General features: G+C 63.7%; 13 protein-coding genes. 4 read left to right on the top strand and 9 right to left on the bottom strand.

What is annotated here, in order from left to right; translation table 11 throughout:
* Window positions 1–71: 71 nt before the first annotated feature.
* From ntrX to J2D73_RS07400, 9 genes are all read right to left on the bottom strand, one after another.
* Window positions 72–1460, bottom strand: a complete 1389-nt coding sequence (ntrX, locus tag J2D73_RS07440) for a nitrogen assimilation response regulator NtrX (protein ID WP_207880983.1) — start codon at window positions 1458–1460, stop codon at window positions 72–74.
* Window positions 1450–3720, bottom strand: coding sequence for a sensor histidine kinase NtrY-like (locus J2D73_RS07435; protein WP_207881129.1), 2271 nt, complete (start codon window positions 3718–3720; stop codon window positions 1450–1452). Before J2D73_RS07435 ends, ntrX begins: the two co-directional genes overlap by 11 nt.
* Before the next feature lie 175 nt (window positions 3721–3895).
* Window positions 3896–5368, bottom strand: a complete 1473-nt coding sequence (gene ntrC / locus J2D73_RS07430; RefSeq protein ID WP_207880982.1) for a nitrogen regulation protein NR(I) — start codon at window positions 5366–5368, stop codon at window positions 3896–3898.
* A 132-nt stretch (window positions 5369–5500) separates the two neighbouring features.
* Window positions 5501–6538 (bottom strand): two-component system sensor histidine kinase NtrB, encoded by a 1038-nt coding sequence (locus J2D73_RS07425; RefSeq protein ID WP_243429772.1) that lies wholly within the window; start codon window positions 6536–6538, stop codon window positions 5501–5503.
* A 107-nt stretch (window positions 6539–6645) separates the two neighbouring features.
* Entirely contained in the window at window positions 6646–7767 is a 1122-nt protein-coding gene (gene dusB, locus J2D73_RS07420) for a tRNA dihydrouridine synthase DusB (RefSeq protein ID WP_207880980.1), read from the bottom strand.
* Window positions 7768–7888: 121 nt separating this feature from the next.
* On the bottom strand, window positions 7889–10525 hold the full coding sequence (locus tag J2D73_RS07415; protein ID WP_207880979.1) for a cation:proton antiporter: 2637 nt from the start codon (window positions 10523–10525) through the stop codon (window positions 7889–7891).
* A gap of 211 nt (window positions 10526–10736) precedes the next feature.
* Entirely contained in the window at window positions 10737–11339 is a 603-nt protein-coding gene (locus tag J2D73_RS07410) for a nitroreductase family protein (RefSeq protein ID WP_207880977.1), read from the bottom strand.
* Window positions 11340–11443: 104 nt separating this feature from the next.
* On the bottom strand, window positions 11444–11887 hold the full coding sequence (locus J2D73_RS07405; RefSeq protein ID WP_207880975.1) for a hypothetical protein: 444 nt from the start codon (window positions 11885–11887) through the stop codon (window positions 11444–11446).
* Between the two features lie 196 nt (window positions 11888–12083).
* Window positions 12084–12293 carry an entericidin A/B family lipoprotein gene (locus J2D73_RS07400; protein WP_207880973.1) on the bottom strand — a complete coding sequence of 70 codons (210 nt, stop codon included), beginning with the start codon at window positions 12291–12293 and terminating at the stop codon, window positions 12084–12086.
* A 187-nt stretch (window positions 12294–12480) separates the two neighbouring features.
* Between J2D73_RS07400 and J2D73_RS07395 the strand changes: the two genes are divergently transcribed.
* The 4 genes from J2D73_RS07395 (at window position 12481) to J2D73_RS07380 (ending at window position 15763) form a co-directional block, all read left to right on the top strand.
* A complete protein-coding gene (locus J2D73_RS07395; RefSeq protein WP_207880971.1) occupies window positions 12481–12735 on the top strand; it encodes a hypothetical protein in 255 nt (84 codons plus the stop codon).
* Complete coding sequence (dcd, locus tag J2D73_RS07390) at window positions 12726–13280, top strand: dCTP deaminase (RefSeq protein ID WP_207880969.1); 555 nt, start codon at window positions 12726–12728, stop codon at window positions 13278–13280. Before J2D73_RS07395 ends, dcd begins: the two co-directional genes overlap by 10 nt.
* A 3-nt stretch (window positions 13281–13283) precedes the next feature.
* On the top strand, window positions 13284–14546 hold the full coding sequence (gene murA, locus J2D73_RS07385; protein WP_207880967.1) for a UDP-N-acetylglucosamine 1-carboxyvinyltransferase: 1263 nt from the start codon (window positions 13284–13286) through the stop codon (window positions 14544–14546).
* A 260-nt stretch (window positions 14547–14806) separates the two neighbouring features.
* Window positions 14807–15763 carry an alpha/beta hydrolase gene (locus J2D73_RS07380; RefSeq protein ID WP_341535046.1) on the top strand — a complete coding sequence of 319 codons (957 nt, stop codon included), beginning with the start codon at window positions 14807–14809 and terminating at the stop codon, window positions 15761–15763.
* The last annotated feature ends 199 nt before the right edge of the window (window positions 15764–15962 follow it).

The raw sequence follows: 15962 nt of genomic DNA, 5'->3' as shown, positions 1-15962 counted from the left end.
CGGCCACCATAGCGGCGGGCGCAGTACTGCCCACCGGACATCGCGTTTGTCCGACCCCTCCTGCCCCCGGCCTATACTCCGGCGCGTTCGTCCGCTGTCACGCCAAGCTGTTTCAGCTTGCGGTGCAGGGCGCTGCGCTCCATGCCGACAAATCCAGCTGTCCGGCTGATGTTGCCGCCAAATCGCAAAAGCTGGGCCTGCAGATATTGTGTCTCGAACAGGTCTCGCGCCTCGCGTAGCGGCAGACTCATCACGTCGGCGTTCGAATCCAGCTTCAGAAGGGCGGGAGCGCCTTCCGCTATTGTCGAAGGCAGCATATCCGCGCGAATCGGCTCAGTCCCGTTGCCCGGCATCATGATGAGCAGGCGCTCCATCAGATTCCGTAACTCTCGCGCGTTGCCGGGCCATTCATAAGCCTGCAACGCCGCAATGGCGTCCATGCTCAGTTCCCGCACCGGCAATCCCGCCGATTCGGCCGCGCGCGTGAGAAACAGCCGCGCGAGATCCGGAATGTCCTCGCGCCGTTCGCGCAGGCTGGGCACACGCACCGGCACAACGGCGAGCCTGTAAAACAGATCCTCACGGAATCGGCTCGCCGCGATCTCCACATGCAGATCGCGATTGGTGGTGGAGATCACCCGCACGTCGACACGTACGCGCGTAGCCCCGCCAATCCGTTCGAAACTTTGATCCTGGAGCGCGCGGACGATCTTGCCCTGCGTCTCGATCGGCATGTCCGAGATTTCGTCGAGCAGCAGCGTGCCGCCATGCGCACGTTCCAAAACGCCGATGCGTCGCGGCGCTCCCTCCGGACCTTCCAGGCCGAACAGCTCCTCTTCGAATCGGCTCGGCGCCAGGGTGGCGCAGTTTAGCGCAATGAACGGGCCTTCCGCGCGACGCGACCGCGCGTGAATCATGCGCGCCGCCACTTCCTTTCCCGCGCCGGGAGAACCTGTGATCAGCACGCGCGATCCCGTCGGGGCGACGCGTTCGACCTGCGTGCGAACGGCGGCGATAGCAGCGCTTTCACCGAACAGCGTGGTTTCCGGTCCGGCGCGAAGACGCAGTTCCGCGTTTTCACGCGCCAGACGAGACGCCTCGATCGCGCGACGCGTCACCACGAGCAGTCGGTCCGATTGGAAAGGCTTTTCGATGAAATCGTACGCGCCGTGCTGAAGAGCCGCGACGGCCGTCTCGATCGTACCGTGCCCGGAAATCATTACGACTGGAACGGAGGGATCCTCCGCATGCATGGTCTTGAGAATATCAAGGCCGTCCAGCTTCGATCCCTGCAACCAGATATCCTGAATCACCAGCGCAGGGCGACGGGCGCGGAAAGCCGCGAGCGCCGCCTCCGAATCACCAGCTACCCGGGTCTCGTATCCTTCGTCATGCAGCACGCCTTCGATGAGCATGCGGATATCCGGCTCGTCATCAACGATCAGGACTTCATACGCCATCGTTTTCTTTCCGTGCTGAATCCTTGACGGGTAAAATCAGAACTGCCTCGCTTCCCGGGCGCCCGGGCCGATCGGAGAGTTGAACACTGCCTTCATGGTCTTCCATGATTTTCTTCACGATGGCCAGCCCCAGACCGGTTCCCTTCGGCTTGTGAGTGACATACGGCTCGGTCAGCCGATCCCGGTCCTCCCGCGGCAAGCCGACCCCGTCGTCCACTATGGCTATGCTCACGCGTCCGTCCTTCTCCGTGATTTCGACGGTGATCGCGCCGATCACGCCATCCGGATGATGAACGCGCGGAGCGTCCCCAACGTTGTCGTCTCGCCTGTCTGTGGCCAGCGCCGCAATGTTCGCCCGACCGGTCATCGATATGGCGTCAGCCGCGTTCTGCAGCAGATTGGTCAGCGCCTGTCCGATCTGCCGCCTGTCGCACGGCGCGACAAGGCCATGGTCCGGCCCGATCACTGAATAGACGATCTCCGGGTGGGCGTCGCGCTGAAGCACCAAAGCCTCCCGCACGATGCGCGACACTTCCTCCGTCGCGATTTTCGGCTGCGGCATGCGCGCAAAGGACGAAAATTCGTCCACCATACGCCCGATGTCGCCAACCTGCCTCACGATTGTGTCAGCGCATTGCTGGAACGTCTCCGGGTCGGACGTGATTTCCCGCAGAAAGCGCCGCTTCAGGCGCTCCGCAGCCAACTGGATCGGGGTCAGCGGATTTTTGATCTCATGGGCGATACGACGCGCTACGTCAGCCCACGCAGCCTTCCGCTGAGCCGCCTGCAGCGCGGTGATGTCATCAAATGTCACCACGTAGCCGCGTGTGACGCTGCCCCGCAGTTCGGCTGCGACCCGAACCAGCAGCACACGGCGGTTTCCTGTTGGCCCGATCTGCACTTCCCTCGTCAGAGCGCGGTCCGAGCCCTGACGCAGATCGTCGAGGATAGAGGCGAACTCCGGAATCGCATCCGACAGCTTTTCGCCGACCGCAAGCGTAAGATCGCGGTTGAGCAGCTCCGACGCGGCCCGGTTCGGCAGTTCGACCCGCGTCAGCGCGTCGAGGCCGATCACGCCTGCCGACACGCCCGATAGCACAGCCTCCGTGAAGCGGCGCCGCTCGTTGATTTGCGCGTAGGCCGACATCAGCTCCGAACGCTGGCTCGACAGTTCGTCAGTCATTCGGTTGAACGCGCGCGACAGGCTGGTGATTTCGTCGTCGCCGCCGCCCTCTGGAACGCGGACCGCGAGATCGCCCTCGCTGATCCGGCGCGACGCGACCATCAGAAGCCCGAGGGGCCGCGCTATCTGGTTTGCAAGCGCAAGCCCCATCAACGCGGCCATCGCGAGGACCAGAAGCGCCACCAGCGCAAAGATCATCACGAACGTGAACTGAATCTTCGCGCGGTTGTTGTTCAGGCGATGGTAATCCGCGACGACGCGCTCAGTCTTGCGCATGTGGCCGACGATTTCCGGATCGACCGGACGTGTTATCACCAGCATCAATTCCGGTGTGACGCCCAGAGAGACGACCGCCCGCACCGATTTTTCATCCGGACTGTCGTAAATCGCGACATCGTTCGCCCGCGCCATCATCGTGGCGGCTGGAGGCGGAAGCGGTTCGTTGTAACCGGCATGGCTCAGCAGGCCACCTGACGCGACGACCTTGTTGGTCAGCGGGTCATAGACAACCGCCTCGGTCAGTCCTCGCACAGTCGCCTGACTGTCCAGCATTTCCCCCAGACTGGCCGGGTCGTGCATCAGGTCCCCGCCATTCCCGGACAGCTCGTTTTCCGCGCTGACAAGGTAGTTGGAGAGGGAGAAGGCGTCTGTGCGGATATTGGCGTTGTGTTCGGTCAGATATCCGCGCGACGCGAGCAACGCCTCGTTCAGCGCCGTGTTGACCCTGTCGGAAAACCATATCTGGATGCCGTAATTGAAGAACAGCGTCGCAAACACGCCGACAAGAATTGTCGGCGCAACCGCGACGAGGCCGAACAAGGCCACAAGCCGGACATGCAGCCGTGTCCCTGCCAGCCCGCTGCGCGTATCGGCGACAACGCTACGGACGCGAGAACCGAAAATAAGCGCGAGCAGGATAAGTGCAAGCGCGTTTCCGACGAACACACAGGTCTGCAACACGGGGTGATGGGCCAGCGCCGAGCCGCCCGAAAGCACCACGAACGTCGCGAATCCCAGAACCAGCGCCAGCGCGACCAGAATGACGACGACGCTGCGCAGATCGAGCGCCCAGCGCATGCGCCCAAGCAACAAGCGCCGCTCCTGCCCCTCGCCCGCCGTCAGAGCGTTCGCCGCTGACGGGGCGTTCGCACGCGCAGCCTCTGCGGATGTTTCATTCCCGCTCATCGACGAAGTCCCGGTTCAGTGGGTGCACAGAGCCACACGCATGTGGCGCGCGGCGTGTCGTCGCGCCTCAATCGGCCTCCCTCGCGATCGGCCCCTTCATCACGGGAATATTCAGATCGCGGATCTTCTTGCGCAGGGTGTTGCGGTTAAGACCGAGCATCGCCGCCGCCTTGATCTGATTTCCCCGCGTCGCGGCGAGCGTCATCTGAATCAATGGCCGTTCGACCTCGGCGATCACCCTGTCGTACACATCCTGCAAGGGAGCGCCGTCGTTACCTGCGGCGAAGTAACGACGGATATGGCGGCTCACCGCATCGGAGAGCGTCTCGTCATCCGAGAGGGCGGCCTGATGGCTGGCCGCACGAGAGTCCTCGCGCACGCTTTCCGACAGCTCATGGTCGATCAACGCGCCGGTGATGGTCTCCTGCGGATACAGCGCGGTGACGCGCCGCATCAGGTTCTCAAGCTCGCGCACGTTGCCGGGCCAGCGCCATGCCTGAAGCCGCGCCACGGCGTCTTCGGACAGTTGCTTGGGAAGCTGACCGCCCTCCGAACAACGCTCCAGAAAATGCTGTGCGAGCAGCGGAATGTCCTCCACCCGCTCCCGCAGGGGCGGCAGGCGGATCGGCACGACATTGAGGCGGTAGAACAGGTCTTCGCGGAAAGCGCCCGCCCGGATCATCTGATTGAGGTCGCGGTGCGTCGCAGCCACGATCCGGACGTTCGCCTTGATGGGGCTGCGGCCTCCCGCCGAAGTGAACTCGCCGTCTTGCAACACCCGCAGCAGTCGCGTCTGCGCCTCCAGCGGCATGTCGCCAATCTCGTCGAGGAACAGCGTCCCTCCGGCCGCCTGCTCGAAGCGGCCCGGATTGCGCGCCGTGGCGCCATTGAATGCCCCGCGTTCATGGCCGAACAATTCACTCTCGATCAGGTCACGCGGGATCGCCGCCATGTTCACTGCTACGAAAGGCCCAGTGCGACGCCGCCCGTAGTCGTGCAGCGCCCGAGCCACAAGCTCCTTGCCCGTGCCGCTCTCGCCGTTGATCATCACTGTCAGGTCGGACGTCGTGAGGCGGGCAATGATGCGATAGATATCCTGCATCGCCATGGAGCGGCCGATCAGCGGCATCCCGTCGTCGCCTTGCGGCGGGACGCTCAGGCCCGATGCAGGCGCAGGCGTGGCCAGGGCGCGCTCGACGACGGAAAGAAGCTCCGTGAGATCGAACGGTTTTGGCAGATATTCGAAGGCGCCGCGCTGCGTGGCCTTCACTGCGGTCACCAGCGTGGATTGCGCGCTCATCACCAGCACCCGCAGGTCGGGACGGGCGCGACGGATGCGCGGAATGAGGTCGAGACCATTCTCGTCCGGCATGACGACGTCGGTGATGACCAGATCGCCCTCGCCGTCCTCCACCCATTGCCACAGCGCGCTCGCGCTGGCGGTGGAACGCACCTGATATCCAGCCCGCCCGAGGGCCTGACTGAGAACCGTGCGGATCGACCGGTCATCGTCGGCGATCAGGATCGTGGGCAAAGTCATGGGAACGGAATATCTCTCGAAAACAGAATAACCCGCATGCATGCGGGAAATGAAGAGAAGCCGGTTTCGGCTCGCGCAGGCACTACAGCAAGCAGCGCCCGATCTCCAGACGCCGCTTCGTCGGACCGCAGTTTATGCAACCGCGCCGGTTTCCTCGGTCACCACCGGCAAATGCAGACTGACCTCCGTGCATCCCGGGCGGCTTTCGACCTCGATAATGCCGCCGTGGTCGTTGACGATCTTTCCGGCCAGCGCCAGCCCCAGACCAGATCCCGCGGCCTTGGTGGTCAGAAACGGCTCGAACAGATGCGGGCGCACGGTTTCCGATATGCCCGGCCCGGTGTCCCTGATTGTAACGAGCAGCGGGAGGTGCCGCCGCTGCCCTGTTCCTGGCACAGCCAGACGAATGCCCTGCCTGTACGCGGTGGCCAGGGTGATCGTCCCGCCCCCGCCAGCGCCGGTAATCGCTTCGGCGGCGTTTTTCACAAGATTGAGCAGGACCTGAACCAGTTCGTCTCGATTTCCCCAGACCGGCGGCAAGGACGGATCATATGATTCGACGATGGGAACGCCGCTGGCGACGCCGTTCTCCGCAAGCGTCCGCACATGTTCCAGAACGCGGTGTATGTTGACCGGCCGTCTTCCGACCGGTTTTTCGTTGAAAATCTCCATCCGCTCCACCAGCGAGCGGATACGGTCGGCCTCGTCGCGAATAAGCACCGCAAGTTCCCGGTCCGTCTCTCCAACGGAGCCCTCCAGCAACTGCGCCGCGCCACGAATGCCCGACAGCGGATTTTTCACTTCGTGCGCAAGAATCGCCGCCATGCCAGCCACGCTTCGCGCGGCGGAACGAAACGTAAGCTGTCGGTCCAGCGCTTTCGCCGCAGATTCATCCTGAAAGACCAGCAGCACCTGCCCGGGGAAGTCCGGCACGTCCGATCCCTGAACGCTGACGCCGTCATGCTGGAAACGCGGCGTGCTCAGAACCAGTCCGTGCTCCGTCACCGAGCCGCCGATCTCTCGCACCTGCCTCAACAACAGAAAAAGCGGATGGTCAGGAGGCACCAGATCGGAGAGCGGTTCGCGCTTCAGCTGAGCCCGCGACCGGGCGAAAAACATCTCGGCGGCGCTGTTGACGGTCAGGATCGCGTCCCCAGCGCCAATCAGCATCACGGGCGCGGGCAGACAATCCAGCAGCAGGGCGGCCTCAGGAATTCTCTCCTGAGCGACGGCGCCGGAGGCCCCGTCACGCGAGACGCTGCGCGGAGCCAGATGGTTCATGCCGCGCACAACGCTTCCGTCCGTTCATCCACTTCTCCGCCATCCGCGGAGGCAGCGTCGAGCACACGCGATTTCCGGACTTCCCGCATTGCGCCAGCGGCGATCTGCCTGTCGTAAAACGCGTTGATCGCGGCGATGACCTCCTCGACGTCATCCATGCGGTTCACCGCCGAACGAAAGCCGGCGGAATCCGGAAGTCCGGCGGAGTACCAGGACACGTGCTTGCGGGCCAGACGCATGCCGGGCCCCCGCCCGAAATGCGCGAGCATGGCGTCGTAGTGCTCGAGAACAATGGCCCGCTCCGTCGGCAGATCGGGATCTGCTGGCGTCACGCCCGTTCTCAACGCCTGCGCCACCTGCGCCAGAAACCATGGTCGTCCGTAGCAACCACGACCGATCATCACGCCATCGGCCCCCGAACGCGCCAGAGCCTCACGCGCGTCCTCCACCGTAAGAATGTCGCCGTTGACGATAACCGGAATCCGAACGGCGTCCTTGACGTTGCGGATGAAGCCCCAGTCCGCGACGCCGTTGTAAAACTGCTGACGTGTGCGACCATGCACCGTCACCATGCGTATTCCCGCCTCCTGCGCGATACGCGCGAGCCTCGGGGCGTTCAGGTGGTCGTGGTCCCAGCCCATGCGCATTTTTAGCGTCACCGGCGTGCCGACTGCCCTCACCGTCGCCTCCAGCAGGCGGCCGGCCGCCACTTCGTCACGCATCAGGGCCGATCCGGCCATTTGCCCGACCGCCACCTTCTTCACGGGGCAACCGAAATTGATGTCGATGATATTGGCGCCCCGACCGACAGCGATGCGCGCCGCCTCCGCCATCGCATCAGGATCGCATCCTGCGAGCTGAATCGAGTTCAACCCCTCCGGCCCGGCGACTTCGGCCATACGAAGAGTCGCCTCATTCTCCCGCACCATTGCCCACGAAGCGATCATTTCGGAGACCACGAGCCCTGCGCCCAGGCGCCGCGCGAGACGCCGAAAAGGGACGTCCGTCACGCCAGCCATCGGCGCGAGAATGACCGGCGTCTCCAGAATCACCCCGCCAAGATCAATCGGCGACAAACCTGCCGCGCGTTCGCCCGTGTTTTGAATGCTGCCTACCATTTGAGCAATATAGTGCCCGACCCAGTGCAGCGCAATCGGCGTTTCAACCCGTCACCACGCACAGGCGACGCGGTAGCGGCCGTTCTCCGCGCTCAACCATGCTTTTCGGCGGCTCCGCCGTTCAGGACCACGTTGCGTTTTCGTGGTGCTCGTCGGACTTCGTTGCCGGTTCGTTAAGCAGCGCCACCGCAGCTTCTCCCGGAGGACTGTCTTCGTCGAAATCCTGCTCCAGATGAACGATAGCCGGAATTGCATCGTCTTCCGTCCGGGAACGCAGCTTTTCCAGATTCTCCCGGATGACCGGAAACTCCTCGACCAGCCTGACAAAGCGGGCGGCGCTGATGGTCAACATATGGCTGAACTGCAGGGTGCGCACGGTGCCAGGCATCGGTCGCGCCTCCAGCGCCTCCACCCCGCCGATCAAATCGCCCGCGCCATAGCGCAGATCGCTCTCCGCGACGTGCATTTCAGCCAGACCCGCGCTGATGAAGAACACCGAACGCGTCTTGCGCCCACGTCGGATGATCTTCTCGCCCGGAGAGGTGAACCGGAGCGAAGTGGTCATCGCCAGGTCGTGGATGACAGATGCTGGCAGCCCATCGAACACAGTAGCCCGGCGCAGCCGATCTTCGATATTGTTCTTCAGGTTGAACGTCATACGGTTGCCAAGGCGCTGCTTTCGCAGTTCCACGTCCCGATTCAGTTCCCGGTACAGTTCGTCGCTGATCAACGATTCCGAGTGCAGTTCGTCGAACTCGACGCTCTCCAGCCGCAGGACGATCTGCCGGAAAATCCGGTTCTCCAGCGCCTCGGAGTAGCCAGGATAGTGAAGACGCAGGGTCGTCAACGCCTCATCCAGCATCTTGCGTTGCCGGAGCAGCGTCTCGCCTACGATTTCGCTGATGCGGCTGCCCAGCGTCGGCTCAAGACGGTCTCGCATGAAACGCATTAACGAGATCGCCACGAGATGGATGACCATCAGCATCTCGAAACGCTCGGCCATGCATTCCATCAACGGCCGGTCGTAATGGAAACGGTTATGGATCTCCTGCGCAATGCGAAAGCGCAGCGAGGGGCTCAGCCGCCGCCGAAGCGCCCGAACGTAACCGAAGCGCCCTTCCAGCCGTGCGCCGTCGCCCATGGCTTCCGACGTGCGCAAAAGGTTCTCCATCACGCGTCGCGACAGACCCTGTATCTTGAACAGATCGAGCAGGATCGACCGTTCCTGATTCGCGAGCGTGATCAGGGCCAGCGTCACCCTCTGTCGGTCGCCGAGCGCAGTGTCGAACGTGTTGGTGGATTGCTCCTCCGCTCCCCGCTTTTCCAGCGAGGACACGACCGACCCTGTCGCGTCAGGAGAAAACCCGAGCTCTTCGCCGGTCTCCTTCGCCTGCTCGGCGACTTTGCCCAGCGCGATGCCCAGAACCTGATGGCGCATCGCCTGATCAATCGGGGAAAGCTGATCCAGTCTGAAGAAGATTACGAGTGAACGAAGGGTGGTGCCGTTAACCAGCAGAGTGATGAGCACAAAGCCCGTGGCGATGATACCGACGAAATGGGCCACGGGCGTCGATACGCGCGGATTTTCAGTGACCGCCAGCGCCAGCGCCAGCGTGATCGCGCCGCGCAGGCCGCCCCACACCATCGTCACCTTGAACGGCGTCGGGACAGGCGGAGCCAATCTGGTCATCGCCAGAAGCGGCAGCATGCCGAATACGACGGAAGCGCGCGCCACAAGGCCAGCGCAACTCGCGATCAAGATCAGCACGACGTCCCAGCGCGTCATGCCGATCAGCAGACGCGGAACGAGCATCGAGGCGAGCACGAAGACGAGCGACCCGGCCCAGAACACAAGCTGCTGCCACAGCTCGTTCAGGAACCGCCATGTTTGCGGGCGGAAGGTCGAAGGACCATAAACCGACAGCGTGAGACCGGCGGACGCGGTCGCGACCACGCCTGATACGCCAAGCACCTCGTCGCACAGAATGTAGACGATGTAGGGCAACGCCACAGTCAGCGTCGTCTCTGCAGCAGGGGCATTTCCCAAGGCGGTGATCATGTAGAGCATGAGCCGCGCGCCCACGATGCCCACGATCGTGGCGCCTGCAAACGACACCACGAACGAAAACGCCGCGCCGCCGAGATGAATGGCGTGGTGCGACGTGACGGCGGCAAGCAGGATCGAGAAAATGGAGATCGCGGCCGCGTCGTTGAGCAGGGCCTCGCCCTCCACAAGTCGGGTCAGTCGCGACGCCGCGCCGATGTCGCGGAAGATGCCCGCGACTGCAGACGGATCGGTGGTCGCCACGATCGCGCCGAGGAGCAGACAGACAATCAACGGCATCTGCGCGAATGGCATGAGCGCCAGACCGATGGTGGCGGTCGACACCGCGACGGCCACGACAGCGAGCAGCAGCACCGTGGCGGTTTCGTCCGCGAGGCGCCGCACATCGATCACCATCGCGCCCTGAAAAACCAGCACCGGCAGGAAGATAAGCAGGAACACCTCGCTACTGACCGGAAAGTCGAGCAACGTCTCCGCAACGCCATTGATGGCGTTGCTGGCGACGCCTGAAAGCGAATCGGTGTACGTCGTACGGAGCACCAGATCAGCGCCACCGCCGATCACAATGCCCACCACCGCGAGCAAGACGGTTTCCGAGACTTCCAGTCTGCGGGCCAGCGGCTGCACGGCGCTGACGATCACCAGAAGAAGCGCGATCGCAAGCAGCACCGCCGCCAGACCAGTCACCTCCATACCGCCCTCCCTGGATTCACCCGATCCGCTCTCCGCCTCCCGGACCCGACGGCCGCACCGTCACGTCCCGCCGCGCCCAAAAAAACAGCGGCTCACGATCACACAGAGGGGACCGCAGCCGCGCAGTCAACGCGCGAAGTGTTCTTACTCGCATAAAGTAAACGAGATTTAAGGCGGCGATATGGTTACTTCGCCGCCTCGTGGCGAATTATCAGCCTTCCTGCTCTTTGAACGGGCCTTCCCACGCGACAGTCGCGAGCGGAGCACGTCCGGACGGCGTCTCACGCGGCCGCAGGCCTTCGGGAAGCAACTCGGCCGGCCCCTGTCGCCCGATTGCGACGGCCGCGTGGATCTTGAATTCCTCCGGCGCCGAGAGCCCTTTCTTCGCCGCCTCCGCGTCAAAACCGCTCATCGCGTGCGTGGCCCATCCCAGATGATTAGCCTGCAGATGCAGCAGCATCGAAGCCGCTCCGGCGTCAAATTCATGCGTGGTCGCCGGAACGGTCTCCCCCGAAGGCGAAAGCATGACGGTGCGGGACGCAATGTAGACGAGGGCGGATGCGTTCGAAGCCCAGGACTGGTTGAACGGGATCAGCCATGACAGAAACGTCTCCCACTCGGGCGTCCCCTTGCGGGCTACCAGAAAGCGCCAGGGCTGCGAATTATAGGCGGAGGGCGCCCAGCGCGCGGCCTCGATGATGGACGACAGCTCGTCCCAGGAAATCGGCGCGTCAGTGAATGCGCGGGGCGACCAGCGGTCGAGCACAATGCCAAGGGTCGAGGGGCTGGAGACCCGGTTTTGCGAAGTCGTCATGATTCAGGTGTGCCTTCCTGCGGATGAGACATAAGACGGCGGCGGTGCAGAAACCGCATCAGCCGGGGCCGCAGCTATGGAGCGGGCCGATAGCGCGACGCCTGTCACCGGGGCGACGGCGGCGGCAACGTCGGGCGACCCGCGCCACGATAATACAACGATCCGTCATAACCTACCCCGCCGCGCTTCACCGAAGTCGTTTCCGGGACACCTGCCGTCCCCGCCGCCTGAGGCCGCCCCTGCGGCTGCGGCGTCGCGGCCGTTGCAATCGACGCGCCCCGCAGCGTCACCGGGCGAGCTGCGGGCGCGGGCTGGTCTCTTCGATAATACGGTCCCGCATAGGCCGCGCCTATCTGGGCGGCGTTGAGGCCGTCAACTTCGCTATCGCCAGTGCCATCGGCGTAAGCCGGACTTGGAGACAGGCTGCTCGAAGGCGGAGCAGCGTGCGCGACAGCCGTCACTGACAAGATAGCTGCCCCGAACGCGACCCGGATCGTCCGGCGCCAGTTCGCAGGCCGTGCTTCGCGATATAATTGGCTAACGCGCATGGCAGGATCTTCCCTCGGGGCGGCCGCCAAAGCGGTGACCGTCGCCCTGCCCTACCATAGCGCCTCAGAGGCCGACGGTCTTCACCGCTTGCGGAGGCATGCCTGCCCCAGCGCCTTCGGCCTCCACAAACGCAAAACGCGCCGCTTTCGCGGCGCGCTTCGTAAATCGCGGCTACCCGCGCCGGATCGACGCAGATTACTGCGAGGACGCTCCGGTCGAGTTCGCGATCCCCTGCTGCGCCGAGCTGGCGCCGCGAGACATATCGTGCCCGACCGAGCTGACGTCCTTGCCGGCGCCCGCCACCGTGTTGCAAGCGGCAAGAGAGAGCAGCGCAGCGCCGATCGCAACCACGCGCGTCAGCTTAACGTCCGATTTGCTGCGGTTAACTGAGGATACCGTTACCATTGGGTCGACACTCCATAAAACAGTCGTCTGCCGCGATAACGTAGATGAGCCCGAGAAAGTTTCACTACAGAGATAACAGTTCGCAATTACAGTCCCCGCGGACGCTGGCGGGCTGCTCCCCACTCGGATAAGCTGCGCCAATGCACGGTATTTTCATATCAACGCCAAGTTGGGCGCGCGAGCGGGTATGACGACGCGCCAGCCCGACACGCCTCATGACGCGGCGCCTCAGCCGACTGAAAACCCGCCAGCTCGGAAGCCACGGCTCACGCCTGCAGCCGAAGCCGCTCTGCAGGAGCGGAAAGCCGCTGAGGCCAACGCCTTGCGCGCTAATCTGCTTCGGCGTAAGGCGCAAGCCCGCGCCCGTGCGGCCGACGAAGCGTCGCGCGACCAGCCCGCCCGTATCGACACGCCTGCCCCGGAGACAGATTCATGCCCATAATGCCCGACACCTGGATCCGCGAGCGGGCGTTAAACGACGGCATGATCGAGCCTTTCGTCGAAAGCCAGAAGCGGGAGGGCGTGATCTCCTACGGCCTGTCGTCTTATGGATATGACGCGCGGGTCGCGGACGAATTCCGCATCTTCACAGACGTCAACGGCGCCATCGTCGATCCGAAGGCCTTCACCGAAGACAGTTTCGTGTCCCGCAAAGGTCCGGTCTGCGTCATTCCGCCGAACAGTTTCGCTCTGGCGCACACCATTGAACGGTTCCGCATTCCGCGTGACACTCTGGTCGTCTGCCTCGGCAAATCCACTTACGCCCGGTGCGGCATCATTGTGAACGTGACGCCGCTGGAGCCTGAATGGGAAGGCCAGGTGACGATCGAGATCAGCAACACGACGCCGCTTCCCGCCCGTATCTACGCCAATGAGGGTATCTGCCAGTTCCTGTTCTTCCAGGGCGCGTCGCCATGCGAAGTCAGCTACGCGGATCGCGCGGGCAAGTATATGGGACAACACGGCGTCACGACACCGAGGCTCTGAACGATGGACCGTTTCATCATCCGCGGCGGAAGGCCGCTTCGTGGCGAGATCGTCATTGGCGGCGCGAAAAACGCCGGTCTGAAGCTTATGGTGGCCGGGCTGCTGACCGCCGAACGGCTGGTGCTGACCAACGTGCCGCGCATCGCCGACATCGCGACCATGCGCGATCTGCTGATCCAGCACGGCGTCGCGGTTGAAGACGTCAACGGCGACGGCAGCGCCTACGCCGTCGGCGGCGAGATCACCAGCACAGAAGCGCCTTACGACATCGTTTCGAAAATGCGCGCCTCGATTCTGGTTCTCGGTCCGCTGCTCGCCCGTTGTCGGGAAGCGCGCGTGTCCCTGCCCGGCGGCTGCGCCATCGGCACGCGCCCGGTCGACATGCATCTGAAGGGACTGGAAGCTCTGGGCGCAGAGATCCGGCTTGAGAACGGCTACATCAACGCCCGCGCGCCCAAGGGTCTGATGGGCGAGCGGATCATTCTTCCGTTCGCCTCGGTCGGCGCGACCGAAAACCTGCTGATGGCGGCGACGCTCGCCAAAGGGCGCACCGAAATCGTCAATGCGGCGCGCGAACCGGAAATCGGCGACCTTGTGGCCTGCCTGAACAAGATGGGCGCGCGGATCAGCGGCTCGGGCAGCGGCACGCTCGTGATCGACGGCGTAGAGGCTCTGCAGGGCGCCGAGCACCGGATCATGCCCGACCGCATCGAATGCGGCACCTACGCCTGCGCTGCTGGCATTACGGGCGGCGACGTTCGGCTGGTGGGCGGCAGGCTGGACGATTTGGGCGCCGTGGTGCGCACGCTTGAAGAAGCGGGCGTCGAAGTGACCGAAGACGAGAAGGGGCTGCGGGTGCGCCGCACGGGGGCGCTGCGCGGCGTCGACATCATGACCGAGCCCTACCCCGGCTTCCCGACCGACATGCAGGCGCAGTTCATGGCGCTGCTGTCAGTCGCCGAGGGCGCGTCGATGGTCACTGAGACCATCTTCGAAAATCGTTTCATGCATGTGCCGGAACTGAACCGCATGGGCGCGCGAATTAATGTCCACGGCTCGTCCGCCATCATCCGCGGCGTGCACGCCCTGTCTGGCGCGCCGGTCATGGCGACCGACCTGCGCGCGTCATTCTCGCTCATCCTCGCAGGCCTCGCCGCACATGGCGAGACGATCCTGAGTCGCGTCTACCATCTTGATCGCGGATACGAGGCCGTGGAGCGGAAGCTCGCGGCATGCGGCGCGAATATCGAGCGCGTTCGGGAGTAGCGGACGCGCATAGTCGGGCGGTGCTTTCGATCCCGCCCCCTCCGGCGGCCCGCTCCTGTCGACACTTTTTCGGAACGCCTTTTCGATGGACCGCCAAACCAGCGTCTGGCCAACGGCGCTGACGTCAACAGGGAAACCAGCCAAGCCACAGCTCTCGATGTCGCGGTCACGAGCCTCCCCCGTTAGCTACGGCACATCGGTCCAGACGCTCAGTACGATTGAAGCACGAAGATTAGTTCCCTGATCGGGGAGACGACGCAGTGACACGATCACGAACCCGCCGCCAGATGCTCATCGGCGCTAGCACGGGATTGATGTTTGGCGGGATGCCTCTGCCGGCTCTGTCCCGCGCCAGAGCCGGCGACGCCGTTGGAACATGGCCATTATGGGAAGGGGCGCCGCCCGGCGGCGGCGGTCCCACAGGCCCCGAACAGGTTTCGGCGCACGGCGCAATCACCAACGTCTCCACGCCCACGCTGACGATCTGGCGTCCGGAACGCCCCAACGGCGCGGCGATGCTGGTGGCGGGCGGCGGAGGGTACCAGCGGATTCAGATGCAGAAGGAAGCCGAAGCCGCCGCACGCTGGCTGATTGGCTTGGGCGTGACCGCCTTCACCCTTGCCTATCGCCTTCCCATGGAAGGCTGGGGCGCAGGCCGCCTCGCACCGTTTCAGGACGCGCAGCGGGCCGTGCGTATGATGCGCCACAGCGCCCCCGCACTCGGCCTCGACCCGCACCGGATTGGCGGCGTCGGATTTTCGGCTGGCGGCCATCTTCTCGGCATGACAAGCGCCCGGTCTCACGAGGCGATTTACGCCTCAGCAGACGCAATCGACGTCGCCAGTTCTGCTCTCGATCTGAACCTGCTGCTCTACCCTATTGTGACGCTGAAGCCTCCTTATGATCGGACGTCCACCCGTCGGGTGCTGATCGGCGCCCATCCTACACCTGAAGATAGCGCCATGTGGTCTCTGGAGACTCATATCCATCGCGGCCTCAGGCCATTCTTTCTGGCTCAGGCCGCAGACGACCAGATTTCAAATCCTGCGAACACCGCCATTTTGGAATTGGCGTGCCACCAGACGAGCATCAGCGCGGCGCGCCATCTTTTTCCGACGGGAGGGCATGGCTTTGGCATGGGGATTCCGGGGACGGAGACCATAATGTGGCCAGGATTGGCTGAAAACTGGATGCGGAAGACGGGCTTCATCGCCTGAGGGCGAGAATCGTTCTCTGCAACGATTTTACTGCGCTTTCCAACGTGACGATGTTTTTGGGCATCGCTCCACCGCGCTCAGTTATGCGATTGGCTATTCGTCGATCTCAACGCAAGATTTCTTCACCCCGCCCCCGCCCTTGAGCCTTGAGCCTTGAGCCTTGAGCCTTGAGCCTTGAGCCTTGAGCCTTGAGCCTTGA

The sequence above is a fragment of the Acetobacter sacchari genome, assembly GCF_017377715.1.
GTDB classification, from domain to species: Bacteria; Pseudomonadota; Alphaproteobacteria; order Acetobacterales; family Acetobacteraceae; genus Acetobacter; species Acetobacter sacchari.
Note: the sequence above shows the minus strand (reverse complement) of the source record. Positions and strands in the feature narration are given on the sequence as shown.